Origin of the sequence: Microbispora hainanensis, assembly GCF_036186745.1 — a bacterium.
Classification (GTDB): Bacteria; Actinomycetota; Actinomycetes; order Streptosporangiales; family Streptosporangiaceae; genus Microbispora.
The window spans coordinates 1,190,158-1,215,320 of record NZ_CP108086.1 but is presented as its reverse complement, the minus strand read 5'-3'; the positions used below and the strand labels follow the sequence as shown (position 1 = coordinate 1,215,320).

The window sequence follows — 25,163 nt, the reverse complement described above, 5'->3', positions numbered from 1 at the left end:
CCCTGACCAGGCACAAGGCGCCAGGCACACGGCAACGGGCGTGAGGCGACCGGCGCGAGCCGGCTGGCGAGAGGCGGCAGACAAAAGGAAAGGGCCCGGCTGCGAACAGCCGGGCCCTCCTGGACGTCAGGAGTCGGAGACTCAGACGATCTTGCCGGACCAGTTGGCCGCGGCGGCCTTGTAGACGCCGAGCGTCTCACCGTCGAAGTACGGCGAGATGCTGGTGTCGATGCGGCCGTTGCCGTCGGTGTCGGCGACACCGATGGTCACACCGTTCAGGTAACCGAGCCGCTTGGCGTTGCTGTAGCGGTAGAGCCAGGACGAGCCGATGGCGCCCTCGCCCGTGAAGGAGGACTTGACCCCCACGAGTTCCTCGCCCTTGATGGCCGCGGAGCTCGCCTTGAAGGTCTTGCCGTAGGCCCACTTCTGGGTCTTGCCGGTGAAGGCGTAGTTGCCGTCCGGGTGCGACCCGCTCGGGTAGCCGAACATGAAGATCGAGGTGCCGATCTTCTGGTTGTAGGCCAGGCCCTGACCACCGACGTTGGAGCCGAGGCTGCCGACGTCCTTCAGCGTGATCTTCAGGGTGCCGTGCGGCCGGTGGTCGACGCGGGTCTGCGCCCAGAACGTCCGCGCGTAGTACTTGTACTTCGGGCGGAAGGTGGGCTTGGCCGTCGGCTTGTAGGTGGGAGTCGCGGTGACGGTCGCGGTCGCGGTGACGGTCGCTGTCGCCGTGACCGTGGCGGTCGCGGTCGCTGTGACCGTGACGGTCGGCTGCGGCTTGGGCGGCTTGGGCGGCTCCGGGGGCGTGGGGGGCTTCGGAGGCGTGGGGGGCTTGGGAGGCGTGGGAGGCGCCAAGCGGTTGTTCTCGCCGCTGGGCGCGGCCTTCGGCGTGAGCTGCTTGTCGTCGCTCTTCGGACCCTTGTAGTCGTCGCGGTCCCAGACCTTCTTGCGGAAGTAGAGGGTCTTGCCGTCACGGCTGACGTACGAGTCCGCGTGGCTGTGGTAGGCGAACTCGCCGATCTCGTGGGTCTGGACGCCGGTGCCCTTGGCCCAGGGGCCGTTGCCGGTGAGGTCCTTGCCCCTGTTCAGGGCCTGGAACTGCCGGACGGAGACGGGCGCCACACGCCAATCGCTCTTGCCGTGGTCACGTCCGCCGCGGTGCTTGCCGTCGTGGTCGTAGCGGCCGCTGTGGCCCTTGCCGCGGTGGTCGTCGTGCTTGTCGTAGCGCACGTCCGTGACCTGGACGCCGTTGTAGACCGTGACGAACGCGTAGTCGCGGTCGCCGTCCTCGTACACGCTGTAGTCGTAGTGCGTGTAAGCGGTCTTACCGACGTAGATGCCCCAGGGGGTCTTGCCCTCGTAGTAGCCGGGGATGAAGACCCACTTGTCCAGAGTCGTGGCGTTGGACTTGGTGTCGTACACGCAGTGACCCGCGGTCGCCACCAGGTTCTTGTACTGCGACTGCACGGCGGTCGCCGAGCACCAGTGCGGCCTGCCGTCGGCGCCGATGAAGAACACCTTGCCGGTGGTCTTCGGCAGGTTCACGTTCTTGAGGCTGCCGCTGGCGGCCTTCTGGTCGCCGCTCGACCCGACAACGCCGGCCTTGGTGTCGGCGGAGGCTCCGCCGGTCGACACGTGCTTGGCCGAGATCTTGGTCTCCACGCCGTACGGCGTGGCGTTGATCAGGTTGGCCCGCGCCTGACCGAACCAGAACGCCGCGACTTCCTTCGCGGCGAGGTTGGTCTTGGCGAGGTTGACGGACGGGATGGAGTCGGCGTGAGCCGGGGCGGCTATCGCCGCGGAGGCCAGCAGGCCGGCCGCGACCCCGCCCAGAGCGAGAGTGCGTTTCAAGAGGATCTCCCTGGTCTGTCGTGAGGCGTCACTCGCGCCCCATACGTCAGTGAAGGAACGGTCGGAAGTTATAACGAGAAACCCTCTGAAACCAGGAATTTCGGGTTTCCTCTCCGCGCCCGCAGAGTCTCCGCTCCGGCGTGGTGGCCGCGTCGTCATGGCGGCGCGGACCCCGTCTCCGCTGATCACAGACCTTTCGGTCGCCTCGGGCCTCGCCCGGTGCTGGACCGATCCAAGGAAGGTGTGTGACGTAAATCACATGGATATGCTCATATCGATGCCGGTTGGACATGAGTCAATAGCGGGCTGGCGTGCGTTCGAGGTGCCGCCAAAAGCGCCAAAAGCGACAAACGTCAAAGAAGGCATGTTCTAGCTCGGACGGGAACGTTTGTCGGTGTCAACCCCCCGGGGTCCGGCCGGCTTCCGCCTCCATCGGACGGCCGGGCCGGGGGTGGCGACGGCTCCGCCGGATCAGTGGGCGGACGCGTCGGAGGTGTCGAAGGGGATCAGAAGCGTGCGCAGCAGGGCGGCGAGTGCCTTCTGTTCGTGCTGGTCGAGACCTGCGAGGAGTTCGCGTTCGCGGCGCAGCAGGTCGGCGAAGGCCGCGTCCACACGGTGCATCCCGGCGGGGGTCAGCCGCACCAGCACGCCGCGCCGGTCCTCCGGGTCCGGGCGCCGGGTGACGAGCCCTCCGGCGGCCAGCCTGTCGATGCGGTTGGTCATCGTGCCGGAGGTCACCAGGGTGGCGCGAAGCAGTGCGCCCGGGCTCAGCTCGTACGGTTCCCCCGCACGGCGCAGGGCCGTCAGCACGTCGAACTCCCACGACTCCATGTCGTGCGACGCGAAGGCCGCGCGGCGCTCGCGTTCCAGGTGCCGGCTCAGCCGGGAGACCCGGCTCAGCACTTCGAGAGGCGTCACGTCCAGGTCCGGGCGCTCCTGTCTCCAGGCCGCGACCAGCCGGTCCACTTCGTCCTCGACGGGCCTCGAGAAGGTCATGGGCCGAGTCTAGCTTCTCTTGACATCGAGATATCTCCCGCGATATCGATTTATCTCGACGTCAAGATAATGGAGGTGCGTGGCATGGGTGCGGACATCTGGGATCCGGTGGTCTACGAGCGGTACGCGGCCGAGCGCGGCCGCCCCTTCCACGAGCTCGTGGCCCGGGTGGGCGCCAAGTCGCCCGAGTATGTGGTCGATCTCGGCTGCGGCACCGGGGAGCTCACCGCGACCCTGTGCGACCGATGGCCCGGCGCTCGGGTGCACGGCGTCGACTCCTCGCCCGCGATGATCGCCAAGGCGCCGCCCGGGCCGACGTTCGAGGTTGTCGACGTCCGGGAGTGGCAGCCGCCCCGCCCGGTCGACGTGATCGTCTCGAACGCGCTCCTGCAGTGGGTGCCGGAACACCCCGACCTGCTGCGCCGGTGGAGGAGTCACCTGACCGAGGACGGCTGGCTCGCCTTCCAGGTGCCCGGCAACTTCGACGCGCCGAGTCACGCCGTCGTGCGCGAGCTGTGCCGTACGACCTGGCGGGAGGAGCTGGGCGACGTGCCGCGGGACGCGCCGGTCCGGGAGCCGGCCGACTACGTGGACCTGCTCGCCGATCTCGGCTTCACGGTGGACGCGTGGGAGACGACCTACATCCACGTGCTGCCGGGGGAGGACGCCGTGCTGAACTGGATCAAGGGCACCGCCCTGCGGCCCATGCTCGACCGGCTGCCGCCCGAGCGCCACGCCGACTTCCTCGCCGACTGCGCCCGCGGCCTGCGCGCCGTCTATCCCCCCAGGCCGTACGGCACGCTGTTCCCGTTCCGGCGGATCTTCGTCGTCGCGCATCTGTGAGTGGGCGCGCGCCCGAACGGGCCGGTTGACCGCGCCGCGGCCATGAATGCGTGGAGCCGGCGCGCCCGTGGTGAGCGGAACGTACTGTTCACCTTGGGGGGCATATGACCGTAAACCGGGGCATTCGGGGGGAACGGTGGCGTTGGAGATCGAGGACAAGTTCGACGTTCCGGAGGGTTTCGCCCTGCCCGACCTCAGCGGCGTGCCGGGGTGCGAGGGGGTGTCCGAGCCGCTCTCCCACCGCCTGACCGCGGTCTATTTCGACACCCCCGATCTGCGGCTGGCGGCTCGCGGCGTCACTCTGCGCAGGCGGCGCGGCGGGGACGACGAGGGCTGGCACCTCAAGCTGCCCAAGGCCAAGGGAGCCCGCCAGGAGATCACCCGGCCGCTCACCCGCAGCGCCAAGGTGGTGCCCGCCGAGCTGGCGAGCCTCGTCCTCGCGTACACGCGGGGCGCCCCGCTCGCGCCGGTGGCCCGGCTGGAGACCCGCCGCAGCATCACCCGGCTGCTCGGCCCCGGTGGCGCAGGCGGCTCGGGCAGCATGGGCGGCGAGGGCAGCGCGGACGGCACAGGCGGCGCGGGTGGCACCGGGGGCACGGGTGGCACGGGTGGCACGGAGAGCACGGTCCTTGTGGAGATCGCCGACGACCGCGTGAAGGGCACCGTGCTCGGGGACGAGCCGGTGGTGCGGCGCTGGCGCGAGGTCGAGGCCGAGCTCAAGGAGGGCGATCGCGGCCTCCTTGAGAAGGTCGCCAAGCGGCTGCGCAAGGCCGGCGCCACTCCCGCGGACAGCGCGAGCAAACTCGCCCGCGTCCTGGGAGACCGCATCCCCGCGCCGCCGCCGAGGATCCGGCCCGAGCCCGGTTCGGTCGGCGAGGTCGTCGTCGCCTACCTCCGCGCCCACGCCGACGCGCTGATCGCGCAGGACCCGCACGTGCGGCTGGCCGAGGAGGACGCCGTCCACAAGGCCAGGGTCGCCGGCCGCCGCCTGCGCAGCGCGCTCAAGGCGTTCAAACGGATCGTCGCCGGCACCGAGGATCTCCAGGAGGAGCTCAGGTGGCTCGGCGAGGTGCTCGGCGAGGCGCGTGACCTGGAGGTCATCAGGGCGCGCTTCGCCGGCCGGCTCGACGGCCTCGATCCCCGCTTCGTCACCGCCGACGCGCGCCGCAGGCTGGGCGACGACCTGCAGGCCAGGGAACACGAGGCGTACGAGCGGATCCGGGGCGTGCTCAGCGAGAGCCGTTATTTCGCGCTGCTCGACGCCCTCGACGCGCTGGCCGCCGACCCGCCGCTGACGGCCGCGGCGGCCAAGAACGCGGACAAGGCGCTGCCGAAGATCGTGGACAGGAACTGGCGGCGGGTGACCGACGCCTACGAAGCGGCGCGGCGCATGGAGGAGGGCGCGGAGCGGGAGGCGGCCATGCACGACGTGCGCAAGGCCGCCAAGCGCGCCAGATATACGGCGGAGGCCGCCGGCATGTCCGGCGCGGCCGAGCGCGCCAAGGAGGTGCAGGAGGTGCTCGGACGGCACCAGGACGGTGTCGTCGCCCAGGGCGTGCTGCTGGAGGAGGCGGAAAGGGCCCGCCGGGCCGGGGAGGACACTTTCACCTACGGCGTGCTCGTGGGCATCGAGAGCGCCGAGGCGGCCCGGGCCCACGATGAGTTCCCCGTCGTCTGGTCCCGCCTCGCCTGAGGGTTCAGGTCGTATAACGCTCCAGGCTGACAACGCGGGCGGGGCCGGGGTCGGTGGCGCCCGGGTGCATGGCGCGGTGGAGGACGGCGAAGCCGCCCTTGGGGAGAGTGTGATCGGCGGTCCGCACGCCGCGCAGCGCCTGGCCCGCCATGCCCAGCAGCTCGGGCAGGACCTTGCCGTGGCTGCACACCACCGCCGCCTCGGGCGCGGCCAGCAGCTCGCGCATCAGCCGTTCCGCCTTGCGGGGGTCGTATCCGCTCTCCGACAGCGCCGTCTCCTCCCGCACCTCCAGCCCGTGCCGCTCGGCGTACGGCATGAGCGTCTGCGTGCAGCGCCTGCTGTGCGAGCTGACCAGCACGGCCGGACGGTAGCCCCCCAGCACCGTGGCCAGCACCTCGGCCTGAGCGCGCCCGCGCTCGTCCAGTGGCCGCAGGTCGTCGTCGCCCTTCCACTCCTGCCGGGAGCCCGCCAGCGCGTGCCGCACGAGGATCAGCGGCGTGGTCGGCAGGGGAGCGGCACCGGCGGCGCGCAGCAGGCCGCGGTCCCACCTGTGGGTCAGGCGCCGCTGCGCCTCCTCGATCGGCAGCCACACCACCTCATCGACCTCGTCGCCGTCGGCCGCGACCCGGTCGTCGAGAGCATGGGCGAGCCAGTAGTCCACCCGCTTGAGCCGGTCGCCGTGCATGTAGTGCACGGGCGGCAGCGCACGGCCGAGCACGACCTCCAGGCCGGTCTCCTCCCGCACCTCGCGCAGGGCCCCGGCGATCACGTGCTCGCCGCGCTTGAGCTTCCCCTTGGGGAGGCTCCAGTCGCCGTACGCCGGGCGGTGCACGAGAGCGACCTCCGGGTCGTCCTCGTCACCCCGCCAGACGACGGCCCCGGCCGCCCTGATCATGCCCATGGCCATGTCACCGACCCCGCCCCCGGCCGTCGATCCGTCAGTCCGCCACGTCGTCCACGGTCCGCCAGCGCCGTCCGGCGATCAGATGGTGCTGGAGATCGACCTCGCCCCGGTGACGCAGCCACTTGCCGTCGGAGTGCAGCGTCCAGGCCGTGGTGGTGTCGCGGAACGCCAGGTCGAGCAGATCGGACAGATACCGGCGCTGCTGCGGGCTGGCGACCTTGACCAGCGCCTCGACCCGCCGGTCGAGGTTGCGGCGCATCAGGTCGGCGCTGCCGATCCAGATCTCCGGCCGCCGCCCCCCGCCGAACTCGTAGATCCGTGAGTGTTCGAGGAAACGGCCGAGCACGCTGCGTACGCGGATGTTCTCCGACAGGCCGGGCACACCGGGACGCAGGGTGCAGATGCCACGGACCCACAGGTCCACCGGCACCCCCGCCTGCGAGGCGCGATACAACGCGTCGATGATCGGCTCGTCCACGATCGAGTTCGTCTTGATCCGGATCCGGGCCGGGCGGCCCGCGGTGCGATGGGCGATCTCCTGCTCGATCCGGGCGAGCAGGCCCTGGCGCAGCGAGTTGGGCGCGACCAGCAGCCGGCGATACTCCGACTGGCGGGAGTATCCGGTCAGGTGGATGAACAGGTCGGTGACGTCCTCGCCCACCTGCGGATCCGCCGTCAGCAGGCCGAAGTCCTCATACTGCCGGGCCGTCTTGGGGTTGTAGTTGCCGGTGCCGATGTGGCAGTAGCGCCGCAGCTCGCCGCCCGCCTCCTGGCGGACGACCATGGCCAGCTTGCAGTGCGTCTTGAGGCCGAGCACGCCGTAGACCACGTGGCACCCGGCCGTCTCCAGCTTGCGCGCCCAGGAGATGTTCGCGTGCTCGTCGAACCTCGCCTTGATCTCCACCACGACCACGACCTGCTTGCCCGCCTCGGCCGCGTCGATCAGCGCGTCCACGATGGGCGAGTCGCCGCTGGTGCGATAGAGGGTCTGCTTGATCGCCAGCACGTCCGGATCTGCCGCCGCCTCCTCCACGAACCGCTGCACGCTGGTCGCGAACGAGTCGTACGGGTGATGGACGAGGATGTCGCGCTCGCGCAGCACGGTGAACAGGTCGTCCTCGGCGCTGATCGCCTCCGCCGGGACGAACGGCCGGTAGTGCAGCTCCGGGCGGTCGAGGTCGGCGATGGCGTGCAGCCCGGTCAAGTCGAGCGGCCCGGGCAGCCGGTAGATCTCGTTGTCGGACACGCCGAGCTCGTCCACGAGCAGTTCCAGCACCTGCGGGGTGATGGTGTCCTCGACCTCCAGCCGTACGGGCGGCCCGAACCGGCGGCGCAGCAGCTCCCGCTCCAGCGCCTTCATGAGGTTCTCGGTGACGTCCTCGTCGACCTCCAGGTCCTCGTTCCTGGTCACCCGGAAGACATGGTGCTGCACGATCTGCATGCCCTTGAACAGCTCGCCCAGGTGGGCAGCGATCACGTCCTCAAGCGGGACGAACCGGTTCGGCGAGGCGGTCACGAACCGGGGGAGCTGCGAGGGGACCTTCACCCGCGCGAACACCGTGTGGCCGTTCTCCGGGTTCCGCACGGTCACGGCCAGATTCAGCGAAAGACCCGAGATGTACGGGAACGGGTGGGCGGGATCGACGGCCAGCGGCGTCAGGACCGGCCGGATCCGCTCACGGAAGAGCTTGCGCAGCGCCGTCCGCTCGTCCCGTGCGAGGTCTTCCCAGCGGACGATCGCGATGCCCTGCTCGGCGAGCTCCGGGCAGATGAGCTCGTGGAAGACCGCCGCGTGCCTGCGCGCCAGGTCGTCGGCGACCGTCGCTATCCGCGACAGCGCCTCGCTCGGCTTCAGCCCGCCCGTCGTCCGCAGCAGCAGGCCGGTGGCCATCCGCCGTCTGAGCCCGGCCACCCGTACGCGGAAGAACTCGTCCAGGTTGCTCGCGAAGATGGCGAGGAACCTGACGCGTTCGAGCAGCGGCACCGAGGAGTCCTCCGCCAGCTCCAGGACGCGTTCGTTGAACTGGAGCCAGCTCTCTTCACGGTTGAGGAACCGATCGTTGGGCAGCGGCGTCTGCGCGGGGAGGTCGGCCTCCTCCGGCTCGCGGGCGGGGGAGCTTTGGGCGGACATATAACGAAATATGCCCCAACTCGTTGAACAGAACGTTAACTGAACCGCAACGAAAGCGTCAGACCGCTCTGTCAGGCCACTCTGTCAGACCGCGCTCTTCCCGATCTCCACGCTTCACCCGTCACCGGCGACCGCCGCGCGCTCCCCGCGTGCGCTGTCTGTGCGTCCCACGCGCTTCCTGTGCGTCCCGCGCGCTCTCGCGCTTCCAGGGCAGGGCCTCCCGCGCGCTCTCGCGCTTCCAGGGCAGGGCCTCCCGCGCGCTGCCTGTGCGTCGCACGCGCTTCCCCGCGCGCGCCCTCCGCCTCCCGCGTGATGCCGGCGTGCCTCTCTCGTCGGCGGGGACCGCCCGCGAGCCGCGCTCCCACGGCATCGCAGATCACCCTGAGCGGGTCGCCGGACCTCCCCCGAGCGGGTTGCGGGATCACCCTGAGCGGGTCGCCGGACCTCCCCCGAGCGGGTTGCGGGATCACCCTGAGCGGGTCGCCGGACCGTGCTGAGCGGCTTTTCGCGCTGTAGCGGCGCCCGCCGGCGAGCCGCCGGCGGGCGGTCAGCTCTCGCCGTGCTGCTGCCGTTCGAGTTCCTTGGCCCGTTCGCGCTGTTCGCGTTCCTTGGCCTTCTCCAGCTCGCGCTGGCGGCGTTCGAGTTGCTTGGCGCGTTCGCGCTGTTCGCGTTCGCGCGCTTTCTCCTGCTCGCGGCGGAGCTTTTCCTGCTCCTTCAATTGCCGTTCGAGTTCCTTGGCCCGTTCGCGCTGTTCGCGTTCCTTGGCCTTCTCCAGCTCGCGCTGCTGGCGTTCGAGTTGCTTGGCGCGTTCGCGCTGTTCGCGTTCGCGTGCCTTCTCCTGCTCGCGGCGGAGCTTTTCCTGCTCCTTCGACTCGCGCTCGGCGGGTCTCGCCGTACGGGTCTCCGCGGAGGGGGACAGGACCAGGCCGCGCGTCGCGGCGGTGAGCATGGGATTGGCGTCGAGGCCGGTCAGGCCGTTCCAGGACAGGTTCACCAGGTGAGCGGCGACCTCCTCGCGGCGCGGCTTGCGCACTTCGAGCCACCACTGCCCGGTGAGGGCGGTCATCCCCACGAGCATCTGGGCGTACATCGGCGCGAGCTTGGGGTCGTAGCCGCGCTCCTTGAACTCGTCCGCCAGCACGTCCTCCACCTGGCTGGCGATGTCGCTGATCAGGCTGGCGAAGGTGCCCGTGCCCGAGGCGGCGTGGGAGTCGCGGACCAGGATGCGGAATCCCTCGCTGCTCTCCTCGATGTACTGGAGGAGGGCGAGTGCGGCGCGCTCCAGCTTGATGCGGGCATGCGAGGCCGACAGGGCCTGGGTGACCAGGCTGAGCAGGCGCTGCATCTCCCGGTCGATGACGACGGCGTAGATGCCCTCCTTGCCGCCGAAGTGCTCGTACACCACGGGCTTGGACACCTTGGCGCTGGCCGCGATCTCCTCGACCGAGGTGCCGTCGAAGCCCTTGTCCGCGAACAGGGCACGGCCGACCTGGATCAGCTGCTCGCGCCGTTCCGCGCCGGTCATGCGTCTTCGGGATCGGGAGGACTCGCTCACGGGTTCCATCATGGCGGGTGCGGCGGCTCGAACTCGGTTCGGACCGGTTCGCGATTGTTTGGTGGAAGTGGCCGGACGCGCCGGTACGACCACCGCGGAGGCGGAGGCCGTACGAGTGCCGGCGGCGGCCGATGCCGAACGGGCCGGTGCCTGACGGGCAGATGCCGAACGGGCCGACGTTGAACGGGCCGACGTTGAACGGGCCGACGTCGAACGGGCAGGGGCCTGCCGGGCGGGTGCCGGGAGGGCGGGTGTGGCCTGCGCCGCCGGAGAAGAGGGTGCGGATGCGGGGGACGTCGGTGTGAGGGACAGGGCCGCCGCGTTACGCGGAGCGGCCCTGCCGTCACCGCTGACTGAGTCGTCAGGCAATGCGCTTCGCCGCCAGCCGCTCGGGGGTCGGCCAGCGCACGTCGTAGGCCCATCCGGCCTTCTCGAACCAGCGGATCAGGCCCGCGCTGAGGTCGATCTGGCCCTTCAGCGCGCCGTGCCGGGCGCAGGTGGGGTCGGAGTGGTGCAGGTTGTGCCACGACTCGCCGAACGACGGGATGGCCAGCCACCACACGTTGCGGGACTTGTCGCGCGACTCGAACACCTCCTCGCCGAACACGTGGCAGATGGAGTTGATCGACCAGGTCACGTGGTGCAGCAGCCCGATCCGGATCAGCGTGCCCCAGAAGAACGCGGTGAGCGCGCCCTGCCACGACCAGGTGATGAGGCCGCCAAGGACCGGCGGGAGCAGCAGGGAGGTGATCGCCAACGTCGGGAACCACCGGTGCAGCTTCATGATGTCCGGGTCCTTGAGCAGGTCCGGGGCGTACTTGGCGCGGTTGACGCGCTCGACCTCGAAGAGCCAGCCCACGTGCGCGTACAGCAGGCCCTTGCACATCGACTTGAAGCCGGGCCCGAACCGCCACGGCGAGTGCGGGTCGCCCTCCTTGTCGGAGAACTTGTGGTGCTTACGGTGGGCGGCTACCCAGTCCACCACCGACATCTCAAGCGACAGGCTGCCGGCGATCCCGAGCGCGATCTTCAAAGGCCGGTTGGCCTTGAACGAGCCGTGGGTGAAATAGCGGTGGAACCCGACCGTGACCCCCAAGCCGGACACGATGTAGAAGGCGGCGGCGATCGCGACATCGGTCCAGCCCAGGCCCCATCCCCAGGCGAACGGCACGGCGGCGATGACCGCGAGGATCGGAAGGCCGACGACGAGTCCGAAGACGACCAGATCGGCTTTGCTCTTGCCTTCCGGCTCGAACTCCGGCTTCGGCTGTGGTGAGGGACGTTCGGTCAGGACGGTCATGGGCTACCTCACGAGATGGGGAAGAATGTCTGGCTACGGAACCGTAACCTACGCCATCGTAAGTTAGGAATCCCTAAGAGCGAATGTGTGGAAGGTGACGCTCCGGGCCGCAACTGGTGGCGAATCCACGTCTTGCGTCAACGGTCGGCCATCTGGTAGTGCCTCGTGCTCACATCCGGCCGCGTCGCCGATGCCGCGGCGTCCACGGCGATCTGCCCGCTATGCCCTCTCGATAACATCCCCGGCCGTCGTGCTCGGCATCATGCGCGGTCCTGCCGGACGGGGCGACGCGGTGCCGCTGCCGGGCCGCGGCGGCGAGGCGGACCGTCGAGGAGCAGGTCGCCAAGCCGATCGAGAGCGCGTTCTAGGTATGCGGCCGGTCCGATCGAGGGGCGTGGCATGGCCCGCGCCCGGACCTGGCGGGGCGGGAGGCGTGACCCCCGATCGGCCTGGCCGCACCTGAGTGCGGCCTGCTTGTCGCTGGATGCCCGGGGGTTCCGCGGCCTCGGCCGGGGTTTTCCTCGCGCTGGATTTTGGGGGAGCGCGCCGGGGGGACTGCTCTGTATCCTGAGTGTCGGATTCCGGCGGGCGCCGGGATCCGACAAAACGGCACTTCGCGCCCATCCCGGGTCGTCTAGGGGCAAGACTACAGATTTTGGTTCTGTCAACGGAGGTTCGAATCCTCCCCCGGGAGCCTGTTTCGTCCGGCTGTCGGAGCCCCAGGGGGGCTGGTTCCCTCCTGGGGTACGGCAGGTAAGCTCACCTTGTCGAGCGGGTGACCGTGCGGTTCCTGGGTATTGGACGCGTGGGAAGCCGCCCTCAATCCATACAGTCACGATCCGTAGTGAGCCGCGACGCCGAGGGAGCCTCAATCCGTGAGTGTGCCGCGCCCGGCAGCCGTGATCGTCCTCGCCGCCGGCGAGGGCACCCGGATGAAGTCGAAAACCCCAAAAGTCCTCCACGAGGTCTGTGGCCGAGCGCTGGTCGACCACATGCTGGCCGCTGCGCGCGGCCTGTCGCCCGAGCGGCTGATCGTGGTCATCGGGCATGCGCGTGAGCAGGTCGGCGCCCATCTCGCGACGACCGCCGCCGACGCCCGCACGGTCGTCCAGGAGAAGCAGAACGGCACCGGCCACGCCGTGCGCACCGCGCTCGAAGCCGAGGGCCCGTTCGACGGCACCGTCCTGGTGACGTACGGTGACACGCCCCTGCTGCGCACCGAGACCCTGACTGCCCTGCTGGAACGGCACGCCGCCGACGGCAACGCCGTCACGGTGCTGACCGCCGTCGTCCCCGACCCGACCGGCTACGGCCGGATCGTGCGCGACGAGAGCGGCGCGGTGCTGGAGATCGTCGAGGAGAAGGACGCGACCCCCGAGCAGCGCGCGATCGCCGAGATGAACTCCGGCGTGTACGCCTTCGACGGCGCGTTGCTGGCCGACGGCCTGAGGCGGATCGGCGCCGCCAACGCCCAGGGCGAGGAATATCTGACCGACGTGCTGGCCATCCTCCGCGAGGACGGCCACCGGGTGGGCGCGCACGTGGCCGCCGACCACGCCGAGGTCGAGGGTGTCAACGACCGCGTCCAGCTCGCCTTCGTCCGGCGCGTGCTCAACGACCGCATCCTCCAGGCGCACATGCGCGCCGGCGTGACCGTCGTCGATCCGGCGAGCACGTGGATCGACGCGGGGGTCGAGATGGAGCCCGACGCCGTGATCCACCCCGGCACCCAGCTCAAGGGCGCCACGAGGATCGGGGCGGGAGCCGAGGTCGGGCCGGGCACCACACTGACCGACACGGTCGTCGGCGAGGAGGCCGTCGTACGCAACACCGTCTCCGACGGTGCGGAGATCGGCCCCGGCGCCGTCGTGGGCCCCTTCTCCTACCTGCGCCCCGGCACCGTGCTCGGCGCCAAGGGCAAGATCGGCGCGTTCGTCGAGACCAAGAACGCGCGGATCGGCGAGGGCTCCAAGGTCCCCCACCTCACGTACGTCGGCGACGCGACGATCGGGGTCGGCTCGAACATCGGCGCCGCCTGCGTCTTCGTCAACTACGACGGCGTCGCCAAGCACCACACGGTCGTGGGCGATCACGTGCGTGTGGGCAGCGACAACATGCTCGTCGCCCCGGTCACGATCGGGGACGGCGCCTACACGGCCGCCGGATCGGTGATCACGTCGGACGTGCCGCCGGGGGCGATGGCGGTCGCCCGGGGCAAGCAGCGCAACATCGAGGGCTGGGTGGAGCGCCGCCGCGCCGGCACCCGGTCCGCGGAGGCGGCCCGGCGGGCGACCGAAGCCGGCGACGTGGCCGCGGCGAACGGCAGAGACCCCGCCGGTGACTAGAGCCGGTGAACTGCGCCGTCGATAAAGGACCACCTGCGGCCCGCCACTCCGCGGGCCGTACGGGGACAGGAAAAGGGTACGAGGCGCGGTTTCGGCCGCGTAGCGCCGAAGGGCCAGGCCAGGAGGACACCGTGACCGACCACATCGACCGGGCGAAGGGGTTCGCGGCCCCCGGGCGAGACGGGGGGACGGCGTTACGCGCGGCCCGGCCCCAGCACCATGCCCGGTACGGCGAACAGGCTCGACACGCGAGGAGCGCGGCATGAGCGGCAAGAAGACGACCGGCGAGCGGAACCTGATGTTCTTCTCCGGCCGGTCCCACCCCGAGCTGGCCGAGGAGGTGGCGCAGGCCCTCGGCGTCGAGGTCACGCCGACGGCGCTGCGTGACTTCGCCAACGGCGAGATCTACGTGCGCTACCTGGAGTCCGTGCGCGGCTGCGACGCCTTCGTCATGCAGAGCCACACGGCGCCGATCAACCAGTGGATCATGGAGCAGCTGATCATGGTGGACGCCCTCAAGCGGGCCTCCGCCAAGCGGATCACCGTGATCATGCCGTTCTACGGCTACAGCCGCCAGGACAAGAAGGGCCGCGGGCGCGAGCCGATCACCGCCAGGCTGATGGCCGACCTGTTCAAGCAGGCCGGCGCCGACCGCATGATGTCCATCGACCTGCACACCTCCCAGATCCAGGGCTTCTTCGACGGCCCGGTGGACCACCTGTTCGCCCTGCCGGTCCTGATCAACTACCTGCGCGGCAAGGTCGACCCGGCGACGACCACGATCGTCTCGCCCGACACCGGCCGCGTACGGCTGGCGGAGCGCTGGTCCGACACGCTGGGCACGCCGGTGGCGTTCATCCACAAGCGGCGCGACCTCGACGTGGCCAACCAGGTGAAGGTGCACGAGGTGGTCGGCAAGGTGCGCGGCCGGACCTGCGTGCTGATCGACGACATGATCGACACGGGCGGCTCGATCTGCAAGGCGGCCGACGCCCTGTATGAGCACGGCGCGACCGACGTCATCGTGGCCGCCACGCACGCGATCTTCTCCGACCCGGCAGTCGACCGGCTCAAGAACTCCCGCATCTCCGAGGTGGTCGTGACCAACACGCTGCCCATCCCGGAGGAGAAGAGGTTCGACAGCCTCACGGTCCTGTCGATCGCCCCGCTGCTCGCCCGGGCCATCACCGAGGTCTTCACCGACGGCTCCGTCACCAGCCTCTTCGAAGGCGACAGCTGAGCGGTGCGGGCTCCCGGACCGGCCGACCGGCCGTCCGGGAGCCCGCGCACGCCCCTTCACGCGACACGTGCCCTTGAGTAACGCGTGCCCGTGGGCGACGCGTCCCTCAGGCGGCGGGTTTTCCCTTCAGTAGAGAGCCTTCATCGCCTCCCGCACCTCCTTCAGGGTGTCGTCGGCGATGGCGTTCGCCCATTCGTTGCCGTCGCGCAGCACCCGGCGGACGTGGGCGCGGTCCCGGGCCAGCTCGGCGCGCCGCGCCCGGATCGGCGCGAAGTAGTCGTTGACCGCGTCGGTGACGACGGCCTTCAACGCGGCCGCTCCCCGGCCGCCGATCTCCCCGGCCACCTCGTGCGGGTCGCGCTCCAGGCACAGCGCGGCCAGGAGCACCAGGCTGGAGACCTCGGGCCGGGCCACCGGGTCGTACGTGATGCGGCGGTCCGCGTCGGTCTTGGCGCCGCGGATCATCCGGGCGGTCTCGTCGGCGGTCGCGGCCAGGGCGATGGCGTTGCCCCGGCTCTTGCTCATCTTGCCGCCGTCGGTGCCGAGCAGCAGCGGAGCGGCGGACAGCAGCGCCTCCGGCTCGGGGAACACCGGACCATAGCGGCTGTTGAAGCGGCGCGCGATCGTGCGGGCGACCTCCAGATGGGGAAGCTGGTCCTGGCCGACGGGCACGAGACCGGCCTTGCAGAACAGGATGTCGGCGGCCTGGTGCACCGGATAGGTGAACATCAGCCCGCTGACCGCCGACTGGCGCGAGTGCGCGATCTCGTCCTTGACCGTGGGGTTGCGGCCCAGCTCCGCGACCGACACCAGGCTGAGGAACGGCAGCAGAAGCTGGTTCAGGGCGGGGACCGCGCTGTGCGTGAAGATCGTGGCCCGGCCCGGGTCGATGCCCACGGCCAGGTAGTCGAGCACGAGGTCCTCCACGTGCTCGGCCAGCCGGTCGGCGACGTCGCGGTCGGTCAGGACCTGATAGTCGGCGACGAGCACCATCACGTCCACGCCCAGGTTCTGGAGGCGGACGCGGTTGTGCAGGGTGCCGAAGTAGTGCCCCAGGTGCAGCCGGCCGGTCGGGCGGTCACCGGTCAGCACGCGGAACCGTCCCGGCCGTTCGTGGATCTGTCTTTCCAGCTCGGCGCTGCGGCGCCGGGCGGCCGGCACGCCGAGCTCGTCGTCGTCCGGGGCGGCGTCGATGATCGTGGTCATGGTCTCTCCCTTGGCAGGTGGTCCGCCGTCCCGACGGCGACCCCTCGTCCAGGGAGCACGAAAAAGGGCCGTCCATCCGAACGGCCCGGTCGTACGCGTGTGAGATGGCCGCTCCTACGTGGAGCGCCACCAGCCCTGACACAGCGTGCGAATCACGCCGCCAAGTATAGATCCGCCGGAGCGCCGCCCACCATCGTGGCCAGGCGCGGCCGCCGCCCGGTGAGCGGACGGCGATCCGCGGACTCGGGAGGGTGGCGGGCGGGGCCCTCAGCGCGCGTGCGCCCCGCCGGCGGCGGCCGTGCCGGGGCGGAGCGCCGCCAGACGACGCCGCCCGAGCGTGCCGGCCGCGGCGCCGACGCCGGACGCGGCGAGCGCGATCAGGAAAGGCGCCGCCGGGCCGTACCGGTCGGCGAGGGAGCCCGACACCAGCGCGCCGATCGCATAGCCGACGACGACGGAGGAGGTGAGCAGGGTCATGACCCAGGAGATCCGCTCCACCGGCACCGCCATCTCGGCCAGCGTGTACGCGGTGACGAGGATCGGCGCGATGGTGACGCCGGGGAACGCGATCAGCAGGGCCAGCACCCACAGATCGCCGGCGTTCGAACCCCCGATGATCGCGAGGGGCAGGCTGAGGACGCCCAGGAGGACGAAACCGGCCCAGAGCCGGCGGACGAGCGACAGGGACGCGGGCAGCATCGGGACGAGCACCCCGGCGAGGGCGCTGCTCAGCCCGAGGACCGCGTAGATCAGCCCGGCCGCGCCGCCGGCGCCGGCGGCCTCCGCCCGCCAGGCGACCCCGGCCTGGGTCGAGCCGAAGTAGCAGCCGAGCCCGGTCAGCGCCACGGCGAGCAGGAGCACGGGGACCGGCGGCACCCGGGCCCCGGCGGCCGCGCTCCCTCCGCGGCCCCCGCCGACCAGGGTGGCCGTGCCGTGCAGGGCGAACGCCACGCACGTCGTGACCGTGAGCCCGGCCGCCACGAGCACGGCCGTCCGGGGCGAGGCCGCCGTCGCGATCACGCCCACCAGCGCCGGGCCGAGGACGAACGCGATCTCGTCGCCGGTCCCCTCGAAGCTCATCGCGGTGGGAAGGCGGTCGGCCGACAGCCGGCCGCGGTGGGCCAGCGCCGTCCAGCGGGCCCGGGACAGCGGGCCCACCTGCGGCACCGAGAACCCTGCGATCGCCGAGGACGTCAGCGACGCCCACGCGGGAGCGCCCGCCCCGACGCACACCACCAGCAGCACGAGGGCCGCCGTGTGCGACAGGGCCGCGGCCAGTCCGGCGGGCCGGTGCCCGTACCGGTCCGCGGCCCGCCCGACGACGGGACCGCCCGCCGCCTGCCCCACGGCGAAGGCCGCGGCCGTGGCGCCGCCGAGCGTGAGCGACTGCGTCGCCCCGCCGACCAGCAGCAGCGCGCCGAGCTGTCCCATGGTCGCGGGTATGCGGCCGACCAGCGTCACCACCAGGAACCGGCGACCGGTGGCGGCGGGCAGGGAGGTGTAGGCACGCAGGGCGCCCCAGCGGCTCACCGCTCGGCGTCCCGGCCGTCGTCCCGGCCGGGACGCGGGTCCACCCCGTACTCCATCAGCGCCTCGCGGGGGACCACCTCCAGGGCCCGGATGTTGGTCGCGGCGAGGTTCACCGGGCAGGCGCAGCCGGCCAGGTACGCCTCGTACCACTTGGAGGCGATGACACACCAGTGGTCGCCCGGCTTGAGCCCGGGGAAGGCTAGGTCCGGCCGCGGCGTCGCGATGTCGTTGTCGACCGTCGCCTGGAACGCGATGAAGCGCTCGTCCACGATCGCGCAGACCGTGTGCCCCTTGGGGTTGTCGGGTCCGGTGTAGCAGTAGCCGTCGCGCCGGTATCCGGTGATCGGGTCGAAGCCGCAGGGCTCCAGCGGCTCGCCGAAGACGTTCAGCGCCTGCTCGGTCATCATCGGCTCCTTGTGGTGGTGAGGTCGTCGCCCGCGGTCTCGTGCCGCGCCGGGGGCGGTGGGCAGCGGAAGACGTGCTCTTCGAACTCGGCGGCCACGCGGACCAGGCGCGCGTCCGCGCCGGGACGCCCGACGAGGAGCATGCCGACCGGCAGCCCGTCCACGAACCCGCAGGGGACGCTGAGCGCCGGGTGCCCGGTCAGGTTGAACACGCAGTTGTTGTCGTGCATCTCGAAGGGCATCTCGGTGTCGATCACGGCCGTGCGCGGGTCGGCCGGGAGGAGATGCGGCGGCATCGGGACGGTCGGCAGGACGAGGAGATCGACCTCGCGCAGCGCGTCGTCGATCTGCTCGCGCAGCCGCCGCCGCAGGCGCTGCGCGTAGGCCATGACCTTGCCGTGGGTGGCGTCCCGCAGCAGCGTGGCTCCGACGAGGGCCAGCACCCCGCCGACCGGGATGTCCTCGGGGCGCCGGGTCAGGGCCTCGCCGAACGCCTCCCCGAAGTTCGGGTGGTAAGGCCCGAAGTGGTTGTTGCCCTGGAGACGGGACTCGAAGACCGTGGTGAGACCGCCCTCGATGGAGATGGGCAGGTGGATGTCCCGCCCGAACCGGTGCAGCGGCACCGACACCTCGGACACGGTCAGTCCGAGCCGTTCCAGCGCCAGGCCGGACTCCCGCACCAGGCCGTCGACCCGGGGATCGGATCGGCCCGGCCACCCGAATCCCTCGGCGAGCAGCCCGGCGCGCAGCCCGGCAACCTCCCGGGCGTACCCAGCGGCGTACGGCTCGCCGTCCCCGTCCGGGCGCGGCGTCGCGGTCGCCTCGAGGAAGGGGATCAGGTCGGCGGCGGTCCGGGTGAGCACGCCGATGTGGTCCAGCGTGCGCTCGGTCGGCATGGCGCCGTCGTAGTCGATCACGCCGTAGGTGGGCTTGAGGCCGAACACGCCGGACCAGGCGGCGGGGTTGCGGACCGAGCCGCCGTGATCGGTGCCGATGCCGTAGTCGGCCTGCCCGGTCGCCACCAGGACGGCGGCGCCGCTGGAGGAGCCGCCGGCGGAGCGGCGCGGGTCCCAGGGGTTCCCGACGGGTCCGTGCGCGCTGGTGAAGCTCGACCCGGAGTAGCACAGGTCCTCGCAGACGGACGTGCCGAGGATCACCGCCCCGGCCGCCCGCGCCCTGCCGACCACCACCGAGTCGGACGCGGGCACGAAACCGGCCATGAGGCGGCTGCCCAGCGTCATCGGCACCCCGCGCACCGCGATCGACTCCTTGACGGTCACCGTCCGCCCGGCGAGCGGTCCGCTCCCCGGAGGTCCGGGTTCGTCCACGGTGTAGAGCCAGGCGCCGTACGGGTTGCCGGGCCCCCGGGAGACCCGGGTGACGGGGACGGGCGGCGGCTCGGGGGGCTGTCCCTCGGTCGCCAGATCGCGGACCCGCAGGTAGACCTCGCGCATGCGGTCGACGGCCGGGCCGAGCCGTGCCACCAGGCCGGGGTCGAGCCTCCATCTGGCGGCGACGGCGGCGAGGTCCGCGGGGCTGAAGGAGGGGATGCTCATGCCGCTCACGCGCGCGTCTCCGGTTCCCCGGCCACGCCGGACGGCGCGAAGCCGGCCTCCTCCAGCGCCCGGCTCGCCGCCGCGAAGGGCTCCACCGGGATGGGAGTGATCCCGGCTCCGACCCGGCCGCGTCCGGGCTCCCGGTGCGCGAGGCCGTTGTTGATGACGGGTTCGACGCCGGTCGCGCGCACCCGGTGCACGTCGATGCCGAGCGGCGTCCCCCGGAAGTCCTCACCGGGGATGAGGAAACGCCGGCTCGTGCCGGCGCAGACGGTCCGCATGCTCCGGGTGATCTCCATGGCGCGGGCCATGTCGCCGCCGACGAAGGACATGATCGCCGGCGCGGCGGTCATCGCGAACGCGCCGAAGCCGGCCGTCTCGGCGATCATCGAGTCGCCCATGGTCGGGTTGACGTCGTCGATGGTCGCCCCGTCCAGCAGAACCGGGTCGCCGATCGGCGCGGGCACGGTGAACCAGCGGTCGCCGAGCCCGCTGACGCGGATGCCGAACTCCCGCCCGTTGCTCGCCATGGCCGTCACGATCGGACTGCCCGGGATCCCCCCGGCGGCGACCGTCACCGCCTTGGCCGCCGAGATCGCGAAGGGCAGCGCGAAGTGCCCGTTGCCCGAGATGAACGCGACGACGTCCGCGGCGTCCGTACGGTCCAGGGGGGCGCGCAGCAGGCCGGGGGTGAGCGCCGCGAGCAGGGCCGCGCTGGTCGCGACCAGCCGGTTGTGGCAGTCGTCGCCGCGTCGCAGCCCCTCGGCCACCAGGGCGATCAGGTCGAGGGGGTCGCTGCGCCGCACGGCCTCGTCGAGGGCGGGGGCGAGCACGTCGCCGAGCCACCGCAGCCGCGAGAGCGTCCCCTCGTCGTACGACCCGTAGCGCATCGCGCCGCCGATCCCCTCGTTCAGGGGGGAGAACGTCGTGATGCCGCCCGTGGCCTCGGCGACCACGACGGGCGTGCTCGGCGTGACGACCCCGGCCATCGCCCCGACGGCGTTGGCGTCGTGACAGGGGCTGATGGTCACCTCGCCGGCGTCGATGATCGCCTCGGCCTCGGCGACGGTCGCGGCCTCCTTCTCCAGCAGCAGGCCCGCGATGATCGCGCCGCGCATGGGCCCGGTGACGTCGGCCAGGTCGATCGGCGGCCCGGCGTGCAGGAAACGCCGGGGCCCGACCCGGTCGGTGGCGTCCCGCGCCTTGCAGACGCGGCGCAGACGGACCTCGGTGCCGTTCAGGGCGTCGAGGGTCGCCTGCGTGGGGTCGGACGCCGGGGCGGCGCCGGACGGCGGGGTGGCGCCGGACGGCAGGGTGGCGCCGGACGGCAGGGTGGCGCCGGACGGCGGGGTGGCATTGGACATGGTGGTACTCCTGAGCGGGAGGGGGAGGAAGGCGCGGCGACGACGTGGCCGCGCGATGAACGGGGAGCGACCCGGATGGGGGGCGGTGTGCTCGCGCCGGGCGGTCGCGTCCGGGTCGTGGTGTTACGCCGAAGGCGTCTGGCGCTGCCGTTCGGCCAGGAGCTTGCGCACGATCTCCCGGTTCAGCCGGGCGTGCTCGCGGGCGCGTTCGGCGGCGAGGTCGGCCGAGCCCGAGGCGATCGCCTCGAACCACGCCGAATGCTCCTCGAACAGGTCGTATGGGTCGCCCGTCTGCCGCAGCAGCCAGTGCAGGCGCCCCTGCAGGGGCTCCAGCAGGGACTGCAGCAGGGTGTTGTGGGACAGCTTGAGTATCTCGTCGTGGAAGGCCTCGTTGGCCTTGCCGAGGGCGATGCGGTCTCCGGCGTCGAGCGCCTTGCGCGCCCGGGTCAGGATGCTCCGGACGCGGCGCAGCTCGGCCTTGGTGGCCCGCGTCGCGGCCTGCCGGCTGGCCAGGACCTCCAGCGACTCGCGCACGTCGAACAGCTCCTCGACGTCCTGCTCCGACAGCTCCACGACGACCGCGCCCCGCCGGGGGACCGTCTTGACGAAGCCCTCGCTCTCCAGGGCCCGGATCGCCTCCCGCACCGGCAGCCGGGAGACCCCGAGCTGGGCGGCGATCTCGGTCTCGACCAGTCGCGTTCCCGCGGGGTAGACGTCGTCGATGATGCGCTGGCGCAGCTCGTCGCGTACGCGGTCCCGGAGCGGCTTGTAGTCGGCGTCGATGTCGAACGCACCCGGCGCGTCCGCCTGCCTGCTCACAGGGCCGTCTCCCCGGTCTTCCGCCTCGGTCCCGGACCGGTGCCGACCGGCGCGGGCCGCTCGGCGCCGTCGAAAGGATAACGCCGCCGGAAGTCGTCGGCCGCCGCGTCGAACGTGGTGAACTCGACGCCGGGCAGGCCGAGCCAGCTGTCGAAGAGCCGCTCGAGCATCAGCAGGACCTGCGGCCGGCCGGACACGTCGGGGTGCAGGGTCATGGGGAAGACCGCGTAGTCGAACTCGCGGTAGACCCACTCGAACTGGTCGCGCCACAGCCGTTCCACATCGTGCGGGCTGACGAAGCCGTGGCTGTTGGGGGACTTCTTGACGAACATCATCGGCGGCAGGTCGTCGACGTACCAGTTGCCGCAGAACTCCACGAGGTCGACCTCGGCGCCGTGGGTGAGGGGCTTCATCCAGTCCTCGGCCCGGCGGCTGTAGTCGATCTTCGTCCACTCGTCGCCGACGCGGGCGTAGAAGGGATGGAAGTCGTTGTAGTTCTGCGAGTGGTCGTAGGAGAAGCCGAACTCCTTCAGCAGGGCCGCGGTGTGGCGGCTCATCTCCCACCACGGCGCCACGTAGCCGCGCGGCGGACGCCCCCACAGGCCCTGGATGAGCTCGACGCAGCGGCCGAGCACGTCCCGCTCCTGCTCCGGTGACATGTCGATGGGGTTCTCGTGCGAGTAGCCGTGCGCTCCGATCTCGTGCCCCGCCTCGGCGACGGCCGCCATCTGCTCGGGGAAGGTCTCGATGGAGTGGCCCGGGATGAACCAGGTCGTGCGCAGGCCGTACCGCTCGAAGAGCTGGAGCAGCCGGGGGGTGCCCACCTCGCCGGCGAACACCCCGCGCTGGATGTCGTTGGGCGAGTCCTCGCCGCCGTACGAGCCGAGCCAGCCGGCGACCGCGTCGACGTCGACTCCGATAAGGATCTTGATGTCCTTGGCCATGGTCTTCCTCATCTCTGCGTCTGGACTGCGGGCGGGTGGGCCAGTAAGCGCCCGTACCCGGTGATCGGTCTCGCGTCCCCGGCCAGGGCGAGGGCCTGCCACAGCGTCGCGGCGACGCTGTCGATGACCGGGACGCCACTGCGGTGTTCCCACCGGGCGGCCAGGTGTGCGGCGCGCAGGTTGGTGCATACCACGGCGACCGCGTCGCAGCCCGCCGTGACGAGCGCGTCGAAGGCCTCGTCCAGCTCGGCGTCCCCGAGCAGGGCGAAGTCGTAGTTGGTGGTGCGGCCGAAGTGGCGGGCCGCGTGCACGGGGAAGCCGTGATCGGCGTAGTGCGCGGCGATGGCGTCGCCGACGTCCCGCGTGTACGGCGTGAGCAGACCGGTGCGCCGGGCCGCCAAGGCGCGCAGGGCGGCGAGGACGGCCAGCGTCGAGGTCGTGGCGGGGGCGCCGGCGGCTTGTTCCATCTCGCGGCACAGCCGCTCGTCCCCGCCCGGGCCGAGCCAGGAGCCGGAGGTGCCGTTCCAGGCGACGACGTCGACACGCGCGTCGCCGAGGAGGCGGGCCGCGTCGACGAACGATTCGGGGGCGAACTGACGGGTGTCGGCGGCGTCGAGGCTGATGCTCGTGACCCGCAGTCGGGTGAAGTGGACCGAGACGTCGTCCCGGCCGGCGAGCAGCGCGCCGGTCATCGGTTCGACGACGGTGTTGGACGACGGGGTGATCATGCCTATTCGCCGGGCGGTCGGCCGCACGATGCCTCCGCTCAGAGGGGGTCATTGAGGATACTGTATACAGGATCCTAAGCACCCTCTGCGACTGAAAACAAGTGAAAACTGGTCATTGACACCCCTTTTGGGCCGCCTTACCCTCCTGGTACCGGCGCACCGGATACCCACCGTGACCGTTCCCGATGGGGGAAACCGGCTCCGTCGGATCTCAGACGACCCTGCTCGCCCAGGGGCGTCGCACGCCTGCCCATAGCTCCGAACCTTGGCTCGTCAACGCCGGCGGAGGGACCAGGGGGCGTTCACTCAGTGCCAGGAGACCGCCGTGTCACCTTCCACCCGTGCACCCAAATCAACGGCTTCCGACCGCCATCCGGTGGACGAAGTCCTTCCTGCGCCCCGACTCTTCTTCTTCGGCCTGCAGCACATGTTGATCATGTATGCGGGCTGCGTCGCGGTTCCGCTCGTGCTCGGCACGGTGCTCAAACTTGAGACGCACACCATCGCACTGATCGTCAATGCCGATCTGCTCGTGGCGGGCATCGCCACCGTCATCCAGAGCGTCGGCCTCACCCGCTTCTTCGGCATCCGCATGCCGGTGGTCGCGGGAGCCTCCTTCACCTTCCTCACCCCGATGATGCTCGTCGGCTCCGAGTACGGCATGCCGACCATGTACGGCTCGATGATCGCGGCAGGCGTCTTCGGAATACTGATCGCCCGGCCGTTCTCCAAGGTGCTGCGGTTCTTCCCGACGCTGGTCACGGGCTGCGTGATCACGATCATCGGGCTCTCGCTGGTCAAGGTCAGCGCCGACCTGATCACCGGGTCCGACCCGCAGTCGCCGGACTACGCGAGCGTGCGGTACATCCTCCTGGCCTTCGCCGTCGTCGTGATCATCGTGCTGGCCAACCGCCTGTTCACCGGGTTCCTCCGGAACATCTCGGTGCTGTTCGGCCTGGCGATCGGCACGGTGATCGCGGCGATCATGGGCATCACCGACTTCTCCTCCGTGGCCGGCGCCAAGTGGTTCGGCTTCTCGACGCCGCTGCACTTCGGCGCGCCGGAGTTCCGGCTCGTGCCGATCCTCGCGATGTGCGTCGCCATGGTGGTGGTCTTCTGCGAGATGACCGCGTGCGTGCTGGCCATCGGCGACGCGGTCGGCAAGCGCGTCACCGACAAGGACATGGCCCGGGGACTGGCCACCGACGGCCTGTCCGCCGTACTGGCCGGGTTCATGAACTCGGTGCCCGACTCCACGTTCGGCCAGAACGTGGGACTGATCAGCCTGACGAAGGTCAGCAGCCGGTACGTCATCACCGTCACCGGCGTGCTGCTGATGATCATGGGTGCCATCCCCAAGCTCGGCGAGGTCGTCGCCAGCCTGCCGGGACCCGTCATCGGCGGCGCCGGCCTGGTCATGTTCGCCATGACGGGGGCCGTCGGCATCCAGATGCTGCAGAGAGTCGACTTCACCGGGAACCAGAACCTGCTCATCGTCGCCGTCTCCCTCGGCCTGGGGATGCTGCCGGTGGCGGTGCCGGGTATCTACCAGAACTTCAACCAGGACACGCAGTTCATCCTCGGCAGCGCCGTCACGGTCACGGTGCTGGCGGCCTTCCTGCTCAACCTGCTCTTCAACCACCTGCTGGTCCGAGCGGGCACGCCCGTTCCACAGGCCCCCGAGGCCCCCGGGGCCGCCGAGGCGCCCGGGACCGCCGCCACGGCGGCGGACGGCACGGCCTGATTCGCGCCCG

General features: G+C 71.1%; 19 protein-coding genes and 1 tRNA gene. 6 read left to right on the top strand and 14 right to left on the bottom strand.

The window, feature by feature from the left end:
* Positions 1-141 precede the first annotated feature (141 nt).
* Both OHB01_RS05495 and OHB01_RS05490 read right to left on the bottom strand, forming a co-directional pair.
* Positions 142-1,851, bottom strand: a complete 1,710-nt coding sequence (locus OHB01_RS05495) for a hypothetical protein (RefSeq protein ID WP_328855019.1) — start codon at positions 1,849-1,851, stop codon at positions 142-144.
* A 471-nt stretch (positions 1,852-2,322) separates the two neighbouring features.
* Positions 2,323-2,847, bottom strand: a complete 525-nt coding sequence (locus tag OHB01_RS05490; protein ID WP_142650793.1) for a MarR family winged helix-turn-helix transcriptional regulator — start codon at positions 2,845-2,847, stop codon at positions 2,323-2,325.
* A gap of 84 nt (positions 2,848-2,931) precedes the next feature.
* On the opposite strand from OHB01_RS05490, the gene OHB01_RS05485 reads away from it, so the two are divergent.
* Positions 2,932-3,690: a trans-aconitate 2-methyltransferase gene (locus tag OHB01_RS05485; RefSeq protein ID WP_185949063.1), complete on the top strand. Its 759-nt coding sequence runs from the start codon at positions 2,932-2,934 to the stop codon at positions 3,688-3,690.
* A 136-nt stretch (positions 3,691-3,826) separates the two neighbouring features.
* On the top strand, positions 3,827-5,383 hold the full coding sequence (locus OHB01_RS05480; RefSeq protein WP_142650792.1) for a CYTH and CHAD domain-containing protein: 1,557 nt from the start codon (positions 3,827-3,829) through the stop codon (positions 5,381-5,383).
* 4 nt (positions 5,384-5,387) lie between these two features.
* Here the strand turns inward: OHB01_RS05480 and OHB01_RS05475 are convergent, their stop codons facing one another.
* The 4 genes from OHB01_RS05475 to OHB01_RS05460 form a co-directional block, all read right to left on the bottom strand.
* On the bottom strand, positions 5,388-6,290 hold the full coding sequence (locus OHB01_RS05475) for an NUDIX hydrolase (protein ID WP_240971943.1): 903 nt from the start codon (positions 6,288-6,290) through the stop codon (positions 5,388-5,390).
* 31 nt (positions 6,291-6,321) lie between these two features.
* Complete coding sequence (locus OHB01_RS05470) at positions 6,322-8,418, bottom strand: RNA degradosome polyphosphate kinase (RefSeq protein ID WP_142650791.1); 2,097 nt, start codon at positions 8,416-8,418, stop codon at positions 6,322-6,324.
* Positions 8,419-8,965: 547 nt separating this feature from the next.
* Entirely contained in the window at positions 8,966-9,982 is a 1,017-nt protein-coding gene (locus OHB01_RS05465) for a TetR/AcrR family transcriptional regulator (RefSeq protein WP_142650805.1), read from the bottom strand.
* A gap of 352 nt (positions 9,983-10,334) precedes the next feature.
* The gene (locus tag OHB01_RS05460; RefSeq protein WP_142650790.1) at positions 10,335-11,273 is read right to left on the bottom strand and encodes an acyl-CoA desaturase; all 939 of its coding nucleotides are present in this window, start codon (positions 11,271-11,273) and stop codon (positions 10,335-10,337) included.
* 623 nt (positions 11,274-11,896) lie between these two features.
* Here OHB01_RS05460 and OHB01_RS05455 point away from each other — a divergent pair.
* From OHB01_RS05455 to OHB01_RS05445, 3 genes are all read left to right on the top strand, one after another.
* Positions 11,897-11,967 (top strand) — tRNA-Gln (locus OHB01_RS05455).
* A gap of 181 nt (positions 11,968-12,148) precedes the next feature.
* The gene (glmU, locus tag OHB01_RS05450; RefSeq protein WP_142650789.1) at positions 12,149-13,618 is read left to right on the top strand and encodes a bifunctional UDP-N-acetylglucosamine diphosphorylase/glucosamine-1-phosphate N-acetyltransferase GlmU; all 1,470 of its coding nucleotides are present in this window, start codon (positions 12,149-12,151) and stop codon (positions 13,616-13,618) included.
* Between the two features lie 262 nt (positions 13,619-13,880).
* Positions 13,881-14,858: a ribose-phosphate diphosphokinase gene (locus tag OHB01_RS05445; RefSeq protein WP_142650788.1), complete on the top strand. Its 978-nt coding sequence runs from the start codon at positions 13,881-13,883 to the stop codon at positions 14,856-14,858.
* Positions 14,859-14,984: 126 nt separating this feature from the next.
* Here OHB01_RS05445 and trpS read toward each other — a convergent pair whose 3' ends face one another.
* The 8 genes from trpS to OHB01_RS05405 form a co-directional block, all read right to left on the bottom strand.
* The gene (gene trpS, locus OHB01_RS05440) at positions 14,985-16,064 is read right to left on the bottom strand and encodes a tryptophan--tRNA ligase (RefSeq protein WP_142650787.1); all 1,080 of its coding nucleotides are present in this window, start codon (positions 16,062-16,064) and stop codon (positions 14,985-14,987) included.
* 267 nt (positions 16,065-16,331) lie between these two features.
* Entirely contained in the window at positions 16,332-17,594 is a 1,263-nt protein-coding gene (locus OHB01_RS05435) for an MFS transporter (RefSeq protein WP_142650786.1), read from the bottom strand.
* Complete coding sequence (locus OHB01_RS05430) at positions 17,591-18,001, bottom strand: DUF2237 family protein (RefSeq protein ID WP_205830896.1); 411 nt, start codon at positions 17,999-18,001, stop codon at positions 17,591-17,593. The genes OHB01_RS05435 and OHB01_RS05430 overlap by 4 nt, the downstream gene beginning before the upstream one ends.
* Entirely contained in the window at positions 17,998-19,554 is a 1,557-nt protein-coding gene (locus OHB01_RS05425) for an amidase family protein (protein ID WP_142650785.1), read from the bottom strand. The genes OHB01_RS05430 and OHB01_RS05425 overlap by 4 nt, the downstream gene beginning before the upstream one ends.
* A gap of 5 nt (positions 19,555-19,559) precedes the next feature.
* Positions 19,560-20,918 (bottom strand): DUF1116 domain-containing protein, encoded by a 1,359-nt coding sequence (locus tag OHB01_RS05420; protein ID WP_142650784.1) that lies wholly within the window; start codon positions 20,916-20,918, stop codon positions 19,560-19,562.
* A 123-nt stretch (positions 20,919-21,041) separates the two neighbouring features.
* Entirely contained in the window at positions 21,042-21,737 is a 696-nt protein-coding gene (locus OHB01_RS05415) for a GntR family transcriptional regulator (protein WP_205830895.1), read from the bottom strand.
* Positions 21,734-22,693 (bottom strand): polysaccharide deacetylase family protein, encoded by a 960-nt coding sequence (locus tag OHB01_RS05410; RefSeq protein ID WP_261985679.1) that lies wholly within the window; start codon positions 22,691-22,693, stop codon positions 21,734-21,736. Before OHB01_RS05410 ends, OHB01_RS05415 begins: the two co-directional genes overlap by 4 nt.
* Positions 22,690-23,436 (bottom strand): aspartate/glutamate racemase family protein, encoded by a 747-nt coding sequence (locus tag OHB01_RS05405; RefSeq protein WP_222709427.1) that lies wholly within the window; start codon positions 23,434-23,436, stop codon positions 22,690-22,692. Before OHB01_RS05405 ends, OHB01_RS05410 begins: the two co-directional genes overlap by 4 nt.
* A 298-nt stretch (positions 23,437-23,734) precedes the next feature.
* On the opposite strand from OHB01_RS05405, the gene OHB01_RS05400 reads away from it, so the two are divergent.
* Positions 23,735-25,153: a nucleobase:cation symporter-2 family protein gene (locus OHB01_RS05400; protein WP_312845779.1), complete on the top strand. Its 1,419-nt coding sequence runs from the start codon at positions 23,735-23,737 to the stop codon at positions 25,151-25,153.
* Positions 25,154-25,163: the final 10 nt, after the last annotated feature.

Coding starts and splice junctions, on each gene's coding strand:
- OHB01_RS05490 (WP_142650793.1), bottom strand. CDS start 2,847: ATGACCTTCTCGAGGCCCGTCGAGGACGAAGTGGACCGGCTGGTCGCG.
- OHB01_RS05485 (WP_185949063.1), top strand. CDS start 2,932: ATGGGTGCGGACATCTGGGATCCGGTGGTCTACGAGCGGTACGCGGCC.
- OHB01_RS05475 (WP_240971943.1), bottom strand. CDS start 6,290: ATGGCCATGGGCATGATCAGGGCGGCCGGGGCCGTCGTCTGGCGGGGT.
- OHB01_RS05470 (WP_142650791.1), bottom strand. CDS start 8,418: ATGTCCGCCCAAAGCTCCCCCGCCCGCGAGCCGGAGGAGGCCGACCTC.
- OHB01_RS05465 (WP_142650805.1), bottom strand. CDS start 9,982: ATGGAACCCGTGAGCGAGTCCTCCCGATCCCGAAGACGCATGACCGGC.
- OHB01_RS05460 (WP_142650790.1), bottom strand. CDS start 11,273: ATGACCGTCCTGACCGAACGTCCCTCACCACAGCCGAAGCCGGAGTTC.
- OHB01_RS05445 (WP_142650788.1), top strand. CDS start 13,881: ATGAGCGGCAAGAAGACGACCGGCGAGCGGAACCTGATGTTCTTCTCC.
- trpS (WP_142650787.1), bottom strand. CDS start 16,064: ATGACCACGATCATCGACGCCGCCCCGGACGACGACGAGCTCGGCGTG.
- OHB01_RS05430 (WP_205830896.1), bottom strand. CDS start 18,001: ATGATGACCGAGCAGGCGCTGAACGTCTTCGGCGAGCCGCTGGAGCCC.
- OHB01_RS05425 (WP_142650785.1), bottom strand. CDS start 19,554: ATGAGCATCCCCTCCTTCAGCCCCGCGGACCTCGCCGCCGTCGCCGCC.
- OHB01_RS05420 (WP_142650784.1), bottom strand. CDS start 20,918: ATGTCCAATGCCACCCCGCCGTCCGGCGCCACCCTGCCGTCCGGCGCC.
- OHB01_RS05410 (WP_261985679.1), bottom strand. CDS start 22,693: ATGAGGAAGACCATGGCCAAGGACATCAAGATCCTTATCGGAGTCGAC.